The following is a 14,151-nucleotide window of genomic DNA, read 5'->3' as shown; positions in this document are numbered from 1 at the left end:
CCGTGAACAGACGCAATTTTTTCAAGCTGGCCTCCGCCGGCGCGTTGCTGGCCGGCACGCCGTTGGCGGGGCAGGCCGCGGCGACCAATAAACCGCCGATCCCCGGATCGCTAGGCATGCTTTACGATTCGACGCTGTGCGTCGGCTGTCAGGCCTGCGTCAGCGAATGTCAGCAGCTCAACAAGCTGGACTACAAGCCGGACAGCAAAATCTACGCCGGCGGCGATCCCGCCTGGTCGAACAACGATAAGCTCAGCCCTTACACCAATAATATCATTCAGGTGTGGCGCTCAGGCGACGGTAAAAACAAGGATCAGGTTGAGAACGGCTACGCCTATATCAAAAAACAGTGCATGCACTGCGTCGATCCGAACTGCGTTTCGGTTTGTCCGGTCTCGGCGCTGAAAAAAAACCCAAAAACCGGCGTCGTGCATTACGACGCCAGCGTTTGTACCGGTTGTCGTTACTGTATGGTCGCCTGCCCGTTCAACATCCCCAAATACGATTATGAGAATCCGTTCGGCAAACTGCATAAATGCGAGCTCTGCAATCAGCCGGGGCTGGAGCGCTTAGATAAGGGCGGCCTGCCGGGATGCGTGGATGTCTGCCCCACCGGCGCGGTTATTTTCGGCACCCGCGAAGCGCTGCTGGCGGAGGCGAAACACCGGCTCTCCCTGCAGGCGGGGGAGGAATATCGCTATCCGCGCCAGACGTTGGCCAAGAAGGATACGTATCTCCATACCGTGCCCAAATACGACCAGTATGTTTATGGCGAGAAAGAGGCGGGCGGGACGCAGGTGCTGGTTTTGGCGGGCGTGCCTTATCAGAATCTCGATCTGCCGGAGCTGGCCGAACTCTCTACCGGCGCGCGTTCCGAGCATATTCAGCACACGCTGTACAAGGGGATGGTCCTGCCGTTGGCGGTACTGGCGGGCCTCTCCGTACTGGTGCATCGCAATACCCGCGCGGACCGGCTGGATCACGACGACGCGCAGGCGGGTAAAAAACAGGAGAACGATCATGACGGCGCATAAAGCGAGTCCATTGGGGGGACGTCTGGTCAGCTGGCCGGTGATGTTGCTGGCGCCGTTTGTCATGCTGTGCGCGCTGCTGATTGTCAAACGTCTGGTGTTCGGCATCGGGTCGGTCGCCGCGCTAAACGGGGGCTATCCCTGGGGGATCTGGATCGCCTTCGACCTGCTGGTCGGCACTGGTTTCGCCTGCGGCGGCTGGGCGCTGGCCTGGGCCGTCTATGTTTTTAACCGCGGGGAGTACCACCCGCTGGTGCGTCCGGCGCTGTTGGCCAGTCTGTTCGGCTACTCGCTGGGCGGCCTGTCGATCACCATCGATGTCGGCCGTTACTGGAACCTGCCCTATTTCTATATCCCGGGTTTCTTTAATACCTCATCCGTGCTGTTCGAAACCGCGGTCTGCATGACGATTTATATCGGTGTGATGGCGCTGGAGTTCGCGCCGGTGGTGTGCGAACGCTTTGGCTGGAAAGTGTCGCTCAAGCGATTAAATAAGGTGATGTTTTTTATTATCGCCCTGGGCGCGCTATTGCCGACCATGCACCAGTCGTCCATGGGGTCGCTGATGATTTCCGCCGGCTATAAGGTGCATCCGCTGTGGCAAAGCTATGAGCTATTGCCGCTGCTGTCGCTGCTGACCGCCTTCATCATGGGCTTCTCCATCGTGATGTTCGAAGGTTCGCTGGTGCAGGCCGGGCTGAAGGGCCGCGGCGCGGATGAGAAACCGCTGTTCGCCCGCTTGACGCGCATCCTTCAGGTCTTGCTGCTGCTGTTCGTGGCGCTGCGCTTCGGCGAAATCATCTGGCACGACAAGACCAGTTATCTGCTCAAGGGCGACCGCTTTGCGCTGACCTTCTGGTGCGAAGCCGCGTTAATGATTTTCCCGCTGATCATGTTCCGCTTCAAACGCTGCCGCGATGACTCGCGCCTGCTGTTTTTAGGCGCGCTGAGCATGCTGTTCGGGGCGGCCGTATGGCGGCTGAGCTATTCTATGCTGGCTTTCAACCCCGGCGGGGGCTACCACTACTTCCCGGCGACATCGGAAGTGTTGATCTCCATCGGTTTTGTCGCGATTGAAGTCTGCGCATACATCTTGTTAATCCGGCTGCTGCCGGTACTTCCCGCGCTGGAAGGCGTTCATAAGAATTATCAGGCCGAGGTAAAGCATGAGCCAACGCATCACCATTGATCCTATTACCCGCATTGAGGGGCACCTGCGCATTGACTGCGAAATCGAACAGGGAAAAGTCACTAAAGCCTGGTCGTCCGGCACCATGTGGCGCGGTATGGAAGAGATTGTTAAAGGCCAGGATCCGCGCGATGCCTGGATGATCGTGCAGCGTATTTGCGGCGTCTGCACCACGGTGCATGCCATCGCATCCGTGCGCGCGGTGGAAAACGCGCTGCAGCTGAATGTTCCGGTTAACGCGCAGTATATCCGTAACCTGATCCTGGCCGGGCATAGCATCCATGACCATATCGTTCACTTCTATCAGCTCTCCGCGCTCGACTGGGTTGACGTCACCTCGGCGTTGAACGCCTCGCCGCAGAAAGCGGAAGCGTTGCTGAAAGGGCTGTCCGACTGGCCGCTGAACAACGCGGCGGAGTTCACCAAGGTGCAGCAGAAGCTGAAAGATCTGGTGACCAGCGGCCAACTGGGCATTTTCGCCAACGGCTACTGGGGTCACCCGGCGATGGCGCTGCCGCCGGAAGTCAACCTGATCGCGGTCGCCCACTATCTGCAGGCGCTGGAGTGCCAGCGCGACGCCAACCGTATCGTGGCGATCCTCGGCGGTAAAACGCCGCATATCCAGAACCTGGCCGTGGGGGGCGTCGCCAACCCGATCAATCTGGACGCGCCCAGCGTGCTGAACCTGGAACGCCTGATGTATGTGAAGTCGTTTATCGATCGCCTGGGCGATTTTATCGAGCAGGTCTACAAAGTAGACTGCGCGGTGATTGCCGCCCACTATCCCGACTGGCTGACGCTGGGCAAAGGCGCCGATCACTATCTCAGCGTGCCCGAGCTGCCGACGGACAATAAAAACGGCAGTTTCCTGCTGGCCGGCGGTTATCTGGAAAACGGCGATTTCGCCAAATTCCGCCCCATCACCAGCCATAACGACAAGTTTTTGATTGAAGGCATCAAAGAGAGCGGCAAGCATGCCTGGTATCAGGATGATGAACCGCTGGCGCCGTGGGAAGGGCTGACGCGTCCCAACTATACCGGCTGGCAGGACGACGGCAAATATTCGTGGGTGAAATCGCCGACCTTCTACGGCAAGACCGTGGAGGTCGGGCCGTTGGCGTGGCTGCTGTGCGGCCTGGCGGCCAAGCATACGGAGACGGAAAAACACTTCGCCGAGGTGACCGCCGCGTACCAGAAGCTGACCGGGCGGAAACTGGAGGTGGAACAGCTGCACTCCACGCTGGGCCGGGTTATCGGCCGCACGGTGCACTGCTGCGTGCTGAAAGATTCGCTGGCGCAGCAGTGGCAGGCGCTGGTGACCAATATCGGCAACGGCGATCATCAGACTTTCATCAAGCCCGATCTGTCGCCGGATACCGAGTTCCGCGGCGTCGGCTTCGGTGAAATGCCGCGCGGCATGCTGTCGCACTGGGTCGTGTTTAAAAACGGCAAGATTACCAATTACCAGGCGGTGGTGCCCTCTACCTGGACATCCGGCCCGCGTAACTTCGACGGCGTTCCCGGTCCTTACGAGCAGTCGCTGGTCGGCACGCCGGTCGCGGATCCGCATAAGCCGCTGGAAGTGGTGCGCACCATCCACTCTTTCGACCCGTGCATGTCCTGCGCGGTGCATATTGTGGATACGGTAAGCGGCAATGAAGTGACCCGGGTCAAGGTGCTGTGATGAATATACTGGTGTTGGGTATCGGTAACCTGCTGCTAAGCGACGAAGCCGTCGGCGTACGCATTGTCGAGGAGTTGGAACGGCGCTATCAGTTTACGCCGGCGATCGACATCCTTGACGGCGGCACCTCGGGCATGGAGCTGATGGACGCCATGGCCGACCGCGATCATCTGATCGTGGCCGACGCCGTGCTTACCGGGCAGGCGCCGGGCGAGGTGGCGGTACTGCGCGACGGCGAAGTGCCGGCGCTGTTTACCCGCAAGATTTCTCCGCACCAGTTAGGTTTGTCCGATGTGCTGATGGCGCTGCAAATGACGGGCGAATTTCCTCGCCGGCTGACGCTGGTCGGCGTGGTGCCCGAATCGCTGGAGGTGCATATCGGCCTGAGCGAGACGGCGGCGCGGGCGGTGGCGCCCGCGCTACGGCAAATTATTGCGGTGCTGCGGCAAAACGGGGTCACGGTGAGTGAACGTGAACAGTGCGAGGTCTGCGGTGAATAGACAATCCGAAGCCGGCGATTTGCGCGTAATGCCGGATCAACGCAAAGAATCTTCGCCGGTTATCCGCCATGATGAGGATCATCCGGCGGCCTGGCTGGAGGCGATGTTCTCGCAGATTGGCCGGGAAAAGATGCAGATGCTGCCTTTTTACCGTAAAGGCATTCCGGTGAAAGCCTGCGGGTTTACGCTGTTTGAACGGCAGTGGGCGGGCTGTCTGCTGACGCCGTGGATGATGAGTCTGCTGGTGTTGCCGGGGCCGGGGCAGATTTGGCCCGTCAGAACATTGGCCGACCGTCTGGCGCTGTCGCTGCCCTGCGGCGACGTCACCTTTATCGTCGGCGAAATGGCGGGAAAACAGTATCTCTCCTGTTCGTTAATGTCGCCGATCGATAGCCGGATGAGCGGCGAACAGGCGGTTGCGCTGGCGGAACAGAGCGCGAAAATGGCGCTGTCGTTCCCGGTCGCCGATGCCGATGCGCCGCAAAACCTCAGCCGGCGCGCGCTGTTTAGCCGCAACCGGAGTACGCATCATGCATGAAATTTCCATGTGCTATAACGCACTGGAGCTGATTGAACAACAGGCCCGCCGGCACAACGCCCGGCGGGTGACCGATGTCTGGCTGGAGATCGGCGCGCTATCCTGTATTGAAGAGAGCGCGCTGCGTTTCTGTTTTGCGTCCGTTTGCCGTCAAACGCTGGCCGAAGGGTGCCGGCTGCATATCGCGGTCCGCGCGGCCAAAGCCTGGTGCTGGGAGTGCAGCGCCGTGGTGGATGTGGTCGAGCACGGCGCGGGATGCCCGCGGTGCGGCAGCTACAACCTGCGCGTTGATGACGGCGAAAGCATGCAGATCAAACAGTTAGCCATTGAGTGACGGTATAGAGCAACGGACGGTTAAGTTCTCTCGGTGTCATTCCCGCGCAGGCGGGAATCTCACTCGCCGAGTGGGCGAATTTTAAGCAGATCCCCGCCTACTGACGCGGGGATGACGACGCTAAAGATAGCGGGAGGAGATCCCTATGTGTACCACCTGCGGTTGCGGTGAAGGGGAAAGCAGCATCGAGGGTGAAGAACAGCTTCATCATCACGGCCATCACCATGACCACCATCACGACCACGGCCATCATCACGACCACGGCCATCCGCATGACCATCATCATGATCATAAAGCGGATCGTCACGATCATGGCGGCAAAATAAAAGGCCGCTGCGTGATTATCCATCATCATCACTATCACGGCGATGTGCATAATCACTATTACGCGCTGCCGCCCAAGGGCGTACAGGGCGCGGCGCCGATGCGGCAGCGCGCCGCCGAAGAGAGCGCGGCGGACTTTCAGCCGGAGGTGAGCGACCAGGATCTGCACTACGGGCACGGCGAGGCGGGAACCCATGCGCCGGGCGTCGGCCAGCAGCGCCTGCTGCAGATTGAAATGGACGTGCTGAGCAAGAATAACCAGCTGGCGGCGCACAACCGGGAGCACTTCAGCGCTCAGAACATTCTGGCGTTGAACCTGGTGTCCAGCCCCGGCTCCGGAAAAACCACCTTACTGACCGCCACGCTGAATCAGCTCGGCCGGCGTTTTCCCTGCGCGGTTATCGAGGGCGATCAGCAAACCACCAATGACGCCGAGCGCATTCGGGCGACGGGCGTGGCGGCGATTCAGGTGAATACCGGCAAAGGGTGCCATCTGGATGCGCAGATGGTGCATGACGCCGCCCATCGCCTGCAATTGCCGGACAACTGCCTGCTGTTTATCGAGAACGTCGGCAATCTGGTGTGTCCGGCGGGTTTTGACTTGGGCGAGCGCGCTAAAGTCGCGGTGCTGTCGGTGACGGAAGGCGAGGATAAGCCGTTAAAATATCCGCATATGTTCGCCGCGGCGTCGTTGATGATTATCAACAAGATCGATCTGCTGCCCTATCTGGATTTCAATCTGGAAGCCTGCGTGGCGAACGCCCGGCGCGTCAATCCGGACATTCAGGTTATCGCGCTGTCCGCCAGCCATGGCGACGGCATGGATGAGTGGCTCGGATGGCTGGAGGCGCAGCTATGTGCCTAGGCATTCCGGGTAAAGTGGTCTCCGTCGGCGATGATATTCACCAGCCCGCGTATGTCGACGTCTGCGGCGTACAGCGGGCGGTGAGCATCGCGCTGGTCTGCGAAGGCTCTCCCGCCGATCTGGTCGGGCAGTGGGTGCTGGTGCATGTCGGTTTCGCCATGAGCCTGCTGGATGAGCAGGAAGCGCGCGACACGCTGGCGGCGCTGCAGTCGATGCGCGCCGTGGGGCTGGAGCTGGATGAAATGCGACAGACCGGGGCCGCCCATGCGCTACGTTGATGAGTTCCGCGATCCCGAGCTGGCGAAAGCGCTGCTGCAGCGTATCCGCTCGCTGGTGGCCGATATGCCGCCGCTGCGCGAGCGGCCGCTACAGCTGATGGAGGTGTGCGGCGGGCATACGCACGCCATTTTCAAATTCGGACTGGATCGCCTGTTGCCGCCGGAAATTGAATTCATCCACGGCCCCGGCTGCCCGGTCTGCGTGTTGCCCATGGGGCGCATCGACGCCTGTCTGGAGATCGCGGCGCGCCCCGAGGTGATCTTCTGCACCTTCGGCGACGCCGTACGCGTGCCGGGCCGCAACGGTTCGCTGCAGGACGCGCGCCGTCACGGCGCCGATGTGCGCATTGTCTATTCGCCGCTGGATGCGCTGGCGCTGGCGGAAAACCATCCCGAGCGCCAGGTGGTGTTTTTCGGGCTGGGGTTCGAAACCACCATGCCGAGCACCGCGCTGACGCTGCAGCAGGCCAAACGGCGCAACATCGCCAACTTCAGCCTGTTTTGCCAGCATATCACCATCATTCCCACCTTAAAGAGCCTGTTACAGCAGCCGGACCTGCGTATCGACGGCTTTCTGGCGCCGGGGCACGTCAGCATGGTGATCGGCGCGCATCCGTATCAGCCGCTGTGCGACCGCTTCCATAAGCCTTTTGTGGTTACCGGATTTGAGCCGCTGGATATCCTGCAGGCGCTGTTGATGCTGGTGAGCCAGATTCACGACGGGCGTTGCGAGGTGGAGAATCAGTACCGGCGCATTGTGCCTGACAGCGGCAACCTGTTGGCGCAGCAGGCGATGGACGAGGTTTTTGCAACCAAATCCAGCAGTGAATGGCGCGGCCTGGGGGAGATAGCCGACTCCGGCATGCAACTGCGCGCGGCCTACGCCGATTTTGATGCGGAGCGCCGTTTCCATCCCCGGCAGCAGCGTATCGCCGATGAGCCGGGGTCGCGCTGCGGCGACGTGCTGACCGGGCGCTGCAAACCGGCGGATTGTCCGCTGTTCGGCCGGCGCTGCACGCCGCAAAACGCCATCGGCGCGCTGATGGTCTCTTCCGAGGGCGCCTGCGCGGCTTATTATCAGTATCGGCGGGAGTGCGCCTGAATGAGTGATGCAACACAACCTATAGACCTTGATTTAGATGAGAAATTTTTAGCGGAAATACGGCTAAAAGAGATTACGCTGGCGCACGGCAGCGGCGGCCGGGCGATGCAGCAATTGATTGAGCAGCTGTTTTTACAGGCGTTTGACAATCCGTTGCTGGGAGAGCGGGAGGATCAGGCCAGACTGCCTCTTGCCGCGCTGGCGCGGCAGGGCGATCGTCTGGCGTTCACCACCGACAGCTACGTTATCGATCCGATCTTTTTCCCCGGCGGGGATATCGGCAAATTAGCGGTGTGCGGCACGGCGAACGATATCGCGGTCAGCGGCGCGACGCCGAAATATCTCTCCTGCGGCTTTATTATCGAAGAGGGATTTCCGGGCGCCGACCTGCTGCGTATCGTGGCGTCTATGGCGCAAACCGCGCGCGCCGCCGGGATACAGATCGTCACCGGCGATACCAAAGTGGTGCCGCGCGGCGCGGCCGACAAAATCTTTATCAATACCGCCGGCATCGGCGCCATCCCGGCGGATATTCGCTGGGGAACGGGAGAGATCCGCCCGGGGGATAAAATCATCGTCAGCGGCACGCTGGGCGATCACGGCGCGACCATCCTTAACCTGCGCGAGCAACTGGGGCTGGAGGCGGAGCTCTCCAGCGACTGCGCGGTGTTGGCGCCGCTGATTGCGCCGCTGCGCGCTATCGACGGCGTGCGCGCGCTGCGCGACGCCACGCGCGGCGGGGTGACGGCGATCCTGCACGAATATGCGCAGGCCAGCGGCTGCGGGATGGAAATCGATGAAAGCGCGTTGCCGCTGAAGCAGGCGGTGCGCGGCATTTGTGAAATTCTGGGGCTGGAGGCGCTCAATTTCGCCAATGAGGGCAAACTGGTGCTGGTGGTCTCCGCAGCGGCGGAAAGCGCCGTGCTGGACGCGCTGCGCGCGCACCCGCTGGGCCGCGACGCGGCGACTATCGGTACGGTGACGGAAAACCGCCAGGTGCGTCTGTGCGGCGTGTTCGGCGCCGCGCGGCTGCTGGATCTGCCGCACAACGAACCGATGCCGAGGATTTGCTGACGACATTACCTCTTTGCCGGGAGAAAGTATCTTGCCCTGACAAAGGCTATCTCTTATACACAAATGCAGGGGAGCATGACGGTTTTTACCGTTACCCGGCGTAAGAAATTATGCTGAGGAGATAGCTGGCTTAGGATGAGCCGCATGGACGCGGCGAAAGCTTGCGCCACGTCGGGAGCGTGTCGCAAGCGGTCCGTTAAGCCTGATATCGACGAAGGCACCTGCGTAGCAGGCATAATTTCAGCCGGAAGCCAGGGTTCTCAGGGCTGCGGCGACTGAGCGCCCTGAGTCGGGCGCGTGCTTCGACATAGTATAAAAATACCTTTCTCTTCGCGCACGAAATAGCACTGAACTTACATAGAAACCAGTCTAAACAGGAAAGGATATCTTCCACGTGAGCGTGAACCATAACGGTATTCAGATCCGCGTCAAAGGCAAAGTGCAGGGGGTGGGATTCCGGCCTTATGTCTGGCAACTGGCGCAGAAGTTGGCGCTGCGCGGCAAAGTCAGCAACGACGGCGCCGGGGTGCTGATTCATCTCTATCAGTCGGAAAACATCGCGCGTTTTATCACTGAACTGCCGGCGATGTGTCCGCCGCTGGCGCATATCGACAGCATTACCCATCAACCGTGGCAGTGGCCGTCCGCGCCCGCTGCGTTTGTTATCGAACATAGCGGGGCGGGACGGATGGATACCCAGGTGGTGCCGGACGCCGCGACCTGCGAGGCGTGCCTGCGCGAGCTGCTCGATCCGGCCGATCGCCGTTACCGCTATCCGTTTATCAACTGCACGCACTGCGGCCCGCGTTTTACCATTATCCGCCGCATGCCCTATGACCGCCCGTTTACCTCAATGGCGGCGTTTCCGCTGTGCCGCCGCTGCCTGGCGGAGTATCGGCATCCCGCCGACCGGCGTTTTCATGCCCAGCCCAACGCGTGCGCGCAGTGCGGCCCGCAGGTCTGGCTGGAGAATGGCGCGGCGGCGCGACAGGCGGAGGGGGATGAGGCGATCCGTCAGGCCGCCGACGCGCTGTCGGCCGGCGATATCGTGGCGATCAAGGGGATCGGCGGCTTTCATCTGGCCTGCGACGCCACCGATACGCAGGCGGTGCAACGTCTGCGCCGGCGCAAGCATCGGCCCGGCAAACCGCTGGCGGTGATGCTGCCGCATGCCGGCTGGCTTGAGCGGTGCTCCACCGTGGTGGATGTTACCGCCGCGCTGCGATTATTGAAGAGTACGGCGGCGCCGATTGTGCTGTTGCCGCTGCGGCAGGATGGCCCGCTATCGGCGATGATCGCCCCCGGCTTGCGCGAAGTGGGGCTGATGCTGCCCGCCAATCCGCTGCAGCATCTGTTGCTGGCAAGCGTGGGGCGTCCGCTGGTGATGACCTCCGGCAACGCCGGCGGCAAGCCGCCGGCGTTGAGCAACGCGCAGGCGACGGCTCAGCTTGACGGCATTGCCGACCGGTGGCTAATGCATAATCGGGAGATTGTGCAACGCGCCGATGATTCGCTGGTCAGGCTGCATGAAGACCGGGCGGAGATGCTGCGCCGGGCGCGGGGCTACGTGCCGGATGCCTTGCCCCTGCCGCCGGGATTCGTCGAACAGCCGGCGCTGCTGGCCATGGGCGCGGATTTAAAGAACGCATTTTGCCTGCTGCGCGATGAGAATGCCGTTGTCAGCCAGCACCTCGGCGATCTGGCCGACGGCGATATCGAACGGCAATACCGCCATGCCATTGCGCTGTTTGAAGATATTTACCGTTTTACCCCGCGCGCGCTGGCGGTCGATGCGCATCCCGGCTATATCAGCCATGGTCTGGGAAAAGCGCTGGCCGAACGGCGCGGCATCCCCTGTATCGAGGTGCTGCACCACCACGCCCATATCGCCTCTTGTCTGGCGGAGCATCAGTGGCCGCGCGACGCCGGGCCGGTTATCGGGCTGGCGCTGGACGGTATCGGATTCGGCGCCGACGGCCAGTGGTGGGGCGGTGAATGTCTGCTGGCGGACTATTCCAACTGCCGCCATCTTGGCGGACTGCCGGCCGTGGCGCTGCCCGGCGGCGATCTGGCGGCGCGCCAGCCGTGGCGCAATCTGCTGGCGCAGTGGCTGCGCTTCGTTCCCGGCTGGGAGTCGTTACCTGAAGCCGCGGCTATTCCGGCGGAGTCGTCCCGGCTGCTCGCTAAAGCGATTGAACGGGGAATCAATGCGCCGCCTGCCTCATCCGCCGGCCGCCTGTTCGACGCGGTCGCCGCGGCGAGCGGATTTCCCGCTGCGGCGCAAAGCTGGGAAGGGGAGGCCGCCTGCTGGCTGGAAGCGCTGGCATGGGAGGGCGAACAGCGTCAGCCGCCGGTCTCGCTCCCGGTACTGGCCGACGGCCGGCTGGATTTGGCGGCTTTCTGGCGGCAGTGGCTGAACTATCGCGCCGCGCCGGCGCAGAGAGCCTATGCGTTTCATTATGCGCTGGCTCAGGGGTTTGCCCGGCTGGCGCGGCGCGCGGCGCGCCAGCATGCGATTAATACCATCGCGCTGTCCGGCGGCGTGATGCACAACCGCCTGCTTTGCGAACTGTTGCGCCGGGAACTGCGGGAATTCACGATACTGCAACCGCAACGTCTGCCCGCCGGCGACGGCGGGCTGGCGCTGGGGCAGGCGCTGATCGCGGCGGCGTCTCTGGGCGAAGCGGACTAAAATACGCCTTGACCGTCCGCTTGTCAGGCGGTGAAAAGCATTTAGCCTTCGCGCCGCGCCCGCCGGAGGACTTACGCTGTCCGAAACTTGCCGGGCGATCGCCCGCCGTCTGATAAAACCGTTCGTGCCGACGTCCCCTATCGGCCAACGGCATGCCGAAAACGCTCGGCATTAGCCGTATGCCCGCTTTTATGGCGTAATAGATCCGCTTCTTAATCCTCCCCTGACGGCATAAAACCGCGATAATGTGGGTAAAATCGGGGATTATGTTATGCGGAAGAGGGGCGAAAAATGGTATATTTTGGAATACATTCAAACAGTTCAACATGCCTTAACACGCGAGGTTTTAGATGGGAATAAGCCAATGAGAGTGAAAACCCATGAGCGGCGGCAGAAGATCCTGAAGGTGGCCACGGAGGTGTTTCAGGAGTTGGGCTATGCCCGCGCCAGCATGTCCGCGATCTCTGCGCGCATCGGCGGTTCCAAGGGGACTCTCTACGGCTATTTCAAATCTAAAGAAGAGCTGTTTATCGCCGCGATGCTGGGCGCGATGAAAGAAGCCAATGAGGTCGAGTTAGTCAGATATTTAGACCCGGAGGAGCCGGATATCGCGCTGGCGTTACGCCGCTTCGGCGCCGCCTATCTGCACTTCGTCACCCAGCCGGATTTTCTGTCTCTGCGGCGCACCGCCATTGCGGAGGGCGATAACTCCAGATTGGGCGTGCTGTTTTATGATAACGGCCCGAAATACGGCTGGGAAAAAATAGTGACCTACCTGACCGCCCTACGCGAGCGCGGCGTCATTCGGCCGGTGGACCCGCACGTCGCCGCCCAACATCTCAAAGCGCTATTCGAAGCCGGTATCGTGGAGCCGCTGCTCTTCGGCGCCGCGCCGGAGTTCGCGCGCCAAAACGCGGTGGACGCCGCCGTCGATATCTTTCTGCGCGCCTATGGTGCGCCGGTGGCGTAATTCCGTATCGCAGCCAACGGCGATTAATGCCCCTCCTCCGTGTTGACCGGCGTTTTGGGGTTGGGAACGAACCAGACCAGAACGGCGGTGAACAGGAAACAGAGCGCGATAATGGCGAAGATGTCCAGCGTCGCCAGCATCACGCTCTGCCCCTCGACAATGTGGGTAAGCGACGCGGTCGCCGCCTGTTGAGACATGCCGTTCGCGGTCATGGCGTCAATCGCCGCCGACTGCCGCGTCATGCCGTTGACCAGTTCGGTCTGATTTTCGCGCGCGGCATTCATCCAGCCGGTTTGCACCAGCGAGGTGGCGAACGCGGCGGCGATGGTGCGCATAAAGTTGGAGATACCGGCGGCGTTGGTCTGTTCATGCCGTTCGACGCTGGCCAATACCAGGCCGATCACCGGCACTAGCATCATCACCTGGAACGGCCCGGTCGCCAGGGTGGGCAGCGCCATCTGTCCGAAGGTGATCTGCGAGTTGAATCCCATACGCCAGATCGTCGTGGCGCTCAAACCGAGCAGGCCGATACAGACGATGGCCCGCGCGTCGAACCTGTGGGCCGCCTTGCTGATAAAGGGGGCCGAAAGCGCCGAGAACACTCCCATAATGCCGGTGGCGTACCCGGTCCAGGTGGAGGTGTAGCCCATATGCTGCTGTAGCCACATCGGCAGTAGCACCACGATCGAGAAAAAGGAGCCGAAACCGACGGAATAGGTGAGTGAGGAGGCGACGAATCCCCGGTGTCGGAAAACCCGCAGATCGACAATCGGGTTCTCCTCGGTCAACTCCCAGATCAGGAATGCCGCAAAGCCGATGGCGGCCACCACCGCCAGCACGCGGATCTCCGTCGATGCGAACCAGTCGTGGTTACGCCCTTCATCCAGCATAATCTGAAATGCGCCGACCCAGATAATCAACAGGGCGAAACCGACGATATCGATCGGCGCGCGTTCGGTCGGGTCCGGCCGGCCGCGTAATATGTAGAGCGCCAGCAAACCGCCGGCCGCCGCGAAGCCGGCCGGCAGCAGGAATGCCCAATGCCAGCTCATCGACTCGCTGACCATGCCGCCCAGAATCGGCCCCAGCACCGGGCCGATCAGCGTCGTCATCGCCCAGATCACCGTGGCGATGGCCGCCTTCTCGCGCGGGAAAATGCGTAGCAGCATCACCTGCGACAGGGGAATGATCGGGCCGCCGACCAGACCGAGCAGGATACGGGCGGCGACCAGCATGCCCAGCGAGGAGGACAATCCACACAACACCGACACCACGGCAAACGCCAGATAACAGAAGATAAATACGCGCTGGGCGCCGAACTGCTTGGAGAGCCACCCCGTCAAGGGCACGGTAATGGCTTCGGCGACCGCGTATGAGGTGATGGTCCAGGTCGCCTGCGTGGGCGAAACGCCGAGCGAACCGGCGATGGTCTGGAGCGAGACGTTGGTGATGGTGGTGTAGAGCACCACCAGCAGATTGGAAAGACCGATGCCGATGGCCGCGATGACCAACGCGGCGCCGCGCATCGGCGTCTCTGGATTATCGGAATGAGCCATGATGGGTTACCCGT

Annotated in this window: 13 protein-coding genes; 12 read left to right on the top strand and 1 reads right to left on the bottom strand. The window is 61.6% G+C overall.

Annotation, left to right across the window (positions count from 1 at the left end; genetic code table 11):
* Positions 1–2 precede the first annotated feature (2 nt).
* From hybA to VSX58_RS13230, 12 genes are all read left to right on the top strand, one after another.
* Entirely contained in the window at positions 3–1,034 is a 1,032-nt protein-coding gene (hybA, locus tag VSX58_RS13285; RefSeq protein ID WP_327618514.1) for a hydrogenase 2 operon protein HybA, read from the top strand.
* A complete protein-coding gene (gene hybB, locus VSX58_RS13280) occupies positions 1,021–2,220 on the top strand; it encodes a Ni/Fe-hydrogenase cytochrome b subunit (RefSeq protein ID WP_327618513.1) in 1,200 nt (399 codons plus the stop codon). Before hybA ends, hybB begins: the two co-directional genes overlap by 14 nt.
* Positions 2,198–3,904: a hydrogenase 2 large subunit gene (hybC, locus tag VSX58_RS13275; protein WP_327618512.1), complete on the top strand. Its 1,707-nt coding sequence runs from the start codon at positions 2,198–2,200 to the stop codon at positions 3,902–3,904. Before hybB ends, hybC begins: the two co-directional genes overlap by 23 nt.
* Positions 3,904–4,404: a HyaD/HybD family hydrogenase maturation endopeptidase gene (locus tag VSX58_RS13270; RefSeq protein ID WP_327618511.1), complete on the top strand. Its 501-nt coding sequence runs from the start codon at positions 3,904–3,906 to the stop codon at positions 4,402–4,404. Before hybC ends, VSX58_RS13270 begins: the two co-directional genes overlap by 1 nt.
* A 28-nt stretch (positions 4,405–4,432) precedes the next feature.
* Positions 4,433–4,942 (top strand): hydrogenase-2 assembly chaperone, encoded by a 510-nt coding sequence (hybE, locus tag VSX58_RS13265; RefSeq protein WP_327618602.1) that lies wholly within the window; start codon positions 4,433–4,435, stop codon positions 4,940–4,942.
* Entirely contained in the window at positions 4,935–5,276 is a 342-nt protein-coding gene (hypA, locus tag VSX58_RS13260) for a hydrogenase maturation nickel metallochaperone HypA (protein ID WP_327618510.1), read from the top strand. The genes hybE and hypA overlap by 8 nt, the downstream gene beginning before the upstream one ends.
* A gap of 145 nt (positions 5,277–5,421) precedes the next feature.
* Complete coding sequence (hypB, locus tag VSX58_RS13255) at positions 5,422–6,465, top strand: hydrogenase nickel incorporation protein HypB (protein ID WP_327618509.1); 1,044 nt, start codon at positions 5,422–5,424, stop codon at positions 6,463–6,465.
* Positions 6,456–6,743, top strand: a complete 288-nt coding sequence (gene hybG / locus VSX58_RS13250) for a hydrogenase maturation factor HybG (RefSeq protein WP_327618508.1) — start codon at positions 6,456–6,458, stop codon at positions 6,741–6,743. The genes hypB and hybG overlap by 10 nt, the downstream gene beginning before the upstream one ends.
* Entirely contained in the window at positions 6,730–7,845 is a 1,116-nt protein-coding gene (gene hypD, locus VSX58_RS13245; RefSeq protein WP_327618507.1) for a hydrogenase formation protein HypD, read from the top strand. The genes hybG and hypD overlap by 14 nt, the downstream gene beginning before the upstream one ends.
* Before the next feature lie 57 nt (positions 7,846–7,902).
* Positions 7,903–8,919 carry a hydrogenase expression/formation protein HypE gene (gene hypE, locus VSX58_RS13240; RefSeq protein ID WP_327612993.1) on the top strand — a complete coding sequence of 339 codons (1,017 nt, stop codon included), beginning with the start codon at positions 7,903–7,905 and terminating at the stop codon, positions 8,917–8,919.
* A gap of 400 nt (positions 8,920–9,319) precedes the next feature.
* On the top strand, positions 9,320–11,611 hold the full coding sequence (hypF, locus tag VSX58_RS13235) for a carbamoyltransferase HypF (RefSeq protein ID WP_327618601.1): 2,292 nt from the start codon (positions 9,320–9,322) through the stop codon (positions 11,609–11,611).
* A gap of 364 nt (positions 11,612–11,975) precedes the next feature.
* A complete protein-coding gene (locus tag VSX58_RS13230; protein WP_327618506.1) occupies positions 11,976–12,581 on the top strand; it encodes a TetR/AcrR family transcriptional regulator in 606 nt (201 codons plus the stop codon).
* A 23-nt stretch (positions 12,582–12,604) separates the two neighbouring features.
* Here the strand turns inward: VSX58_RS13230 and VSX58_RS13225 are convergent, their stop codons facing one another.
* Positions 12,605–14,137, bottom strand: coding sequence for a DHA2 family efflux MFS transporter permease subunit (locus tag VSX58_RS13225; protein ID WP_327618505.1), 1,533 nt, complete (start codon positions 14,135–14,137; stop codon positions 12,605–12,607).
* Between the last annotated feature and the right edge of the window lie 14 nt (positions 14,138–14,151).

Origin of the sequence: Brenneria populi, assembly GCF_036016195.1 — a bacterium.
GTDB lineage: Bacteria > Pseudomonadota > Gammaproteobacteria > Enterobacterales > Enterobacteriaceae > Brenneria > Brenneria populi.
Note: the sequence above shows the minus strand (reverse complement) of the source record. Positions and strands in the feature narration are given on the sequence as shown.

Excerpts from the sequence above, each read along its gene's own strand:
- hybG (WP_327618508.1), top strand. The coding sequence starts at position 6,456 with ATGTGCCTAGGCATTCCGGGTAAAGTGGTCTCCGTCGGCGATGATATT.
- hypD (WP_327618507.1), top strand. The coding sequence starts at position 6,730 with ATGCGCTACGTTGATGAGTTCCGCGATCCCGAGCTGGCGAAAGCGCTG.
- VSX58_RS13230 (WP_327618506.1), top strand. The coding sequence starts at position 11,976 with ATGAGAGTGAAAACCCATGAGCGGCGGCAGAAGATCCTGAAGGTGGCC.
- hypA (WP_327618510.1), top strand. The coding sequence starts at position 4,935 with ATGCATGAAATTTCCATGTGCTATAACGCACTGGAGCTGATTGAACAA.
- hybE (WP_327618602.1), top strand. The coding sequence starts at position 4,433 with ATGCCGGATCAACGCAAAGAATCTTCGCCGGTTATCCGCCATGATGAG.
- hybB (WP_327618513.1), top strand. The coding sequence starts at position 1,021 with ATGACGGCGCATAAAGCGAGTCCATTGGGGGGACGTCTGGTCAGCTGG.
- VSX58_RS13225 (WP_327618505.1), bottom strand. The coding sequence starts at position 14,137 with ATGGCTCATTCCGATAATCCAGAGACGCCGATGCGCGGCGCCGCGTTG.
- hypB (WP_327618509.1), top strand. The coding sequence starts at position 5,422 with ATGTGTACCACCTGCGGTTGCGGTGAAGGGGAAAGCAGCATCGAGGGT.
- hybC (WP_327618512.1), top strand. The coding sequence starts at position 2,198 with ATGAGCCAACGCATCACCATTGATCCTATTACCCGCATTGAGGGGCAC.
- VSX58_RS13270 (WP_327618511.1), top strand. The coding sequence starts at position 3,904 with ATGAATATACTGGTGTTGGGTATCGGTAACCTGCTGCTAAGCGACGAA.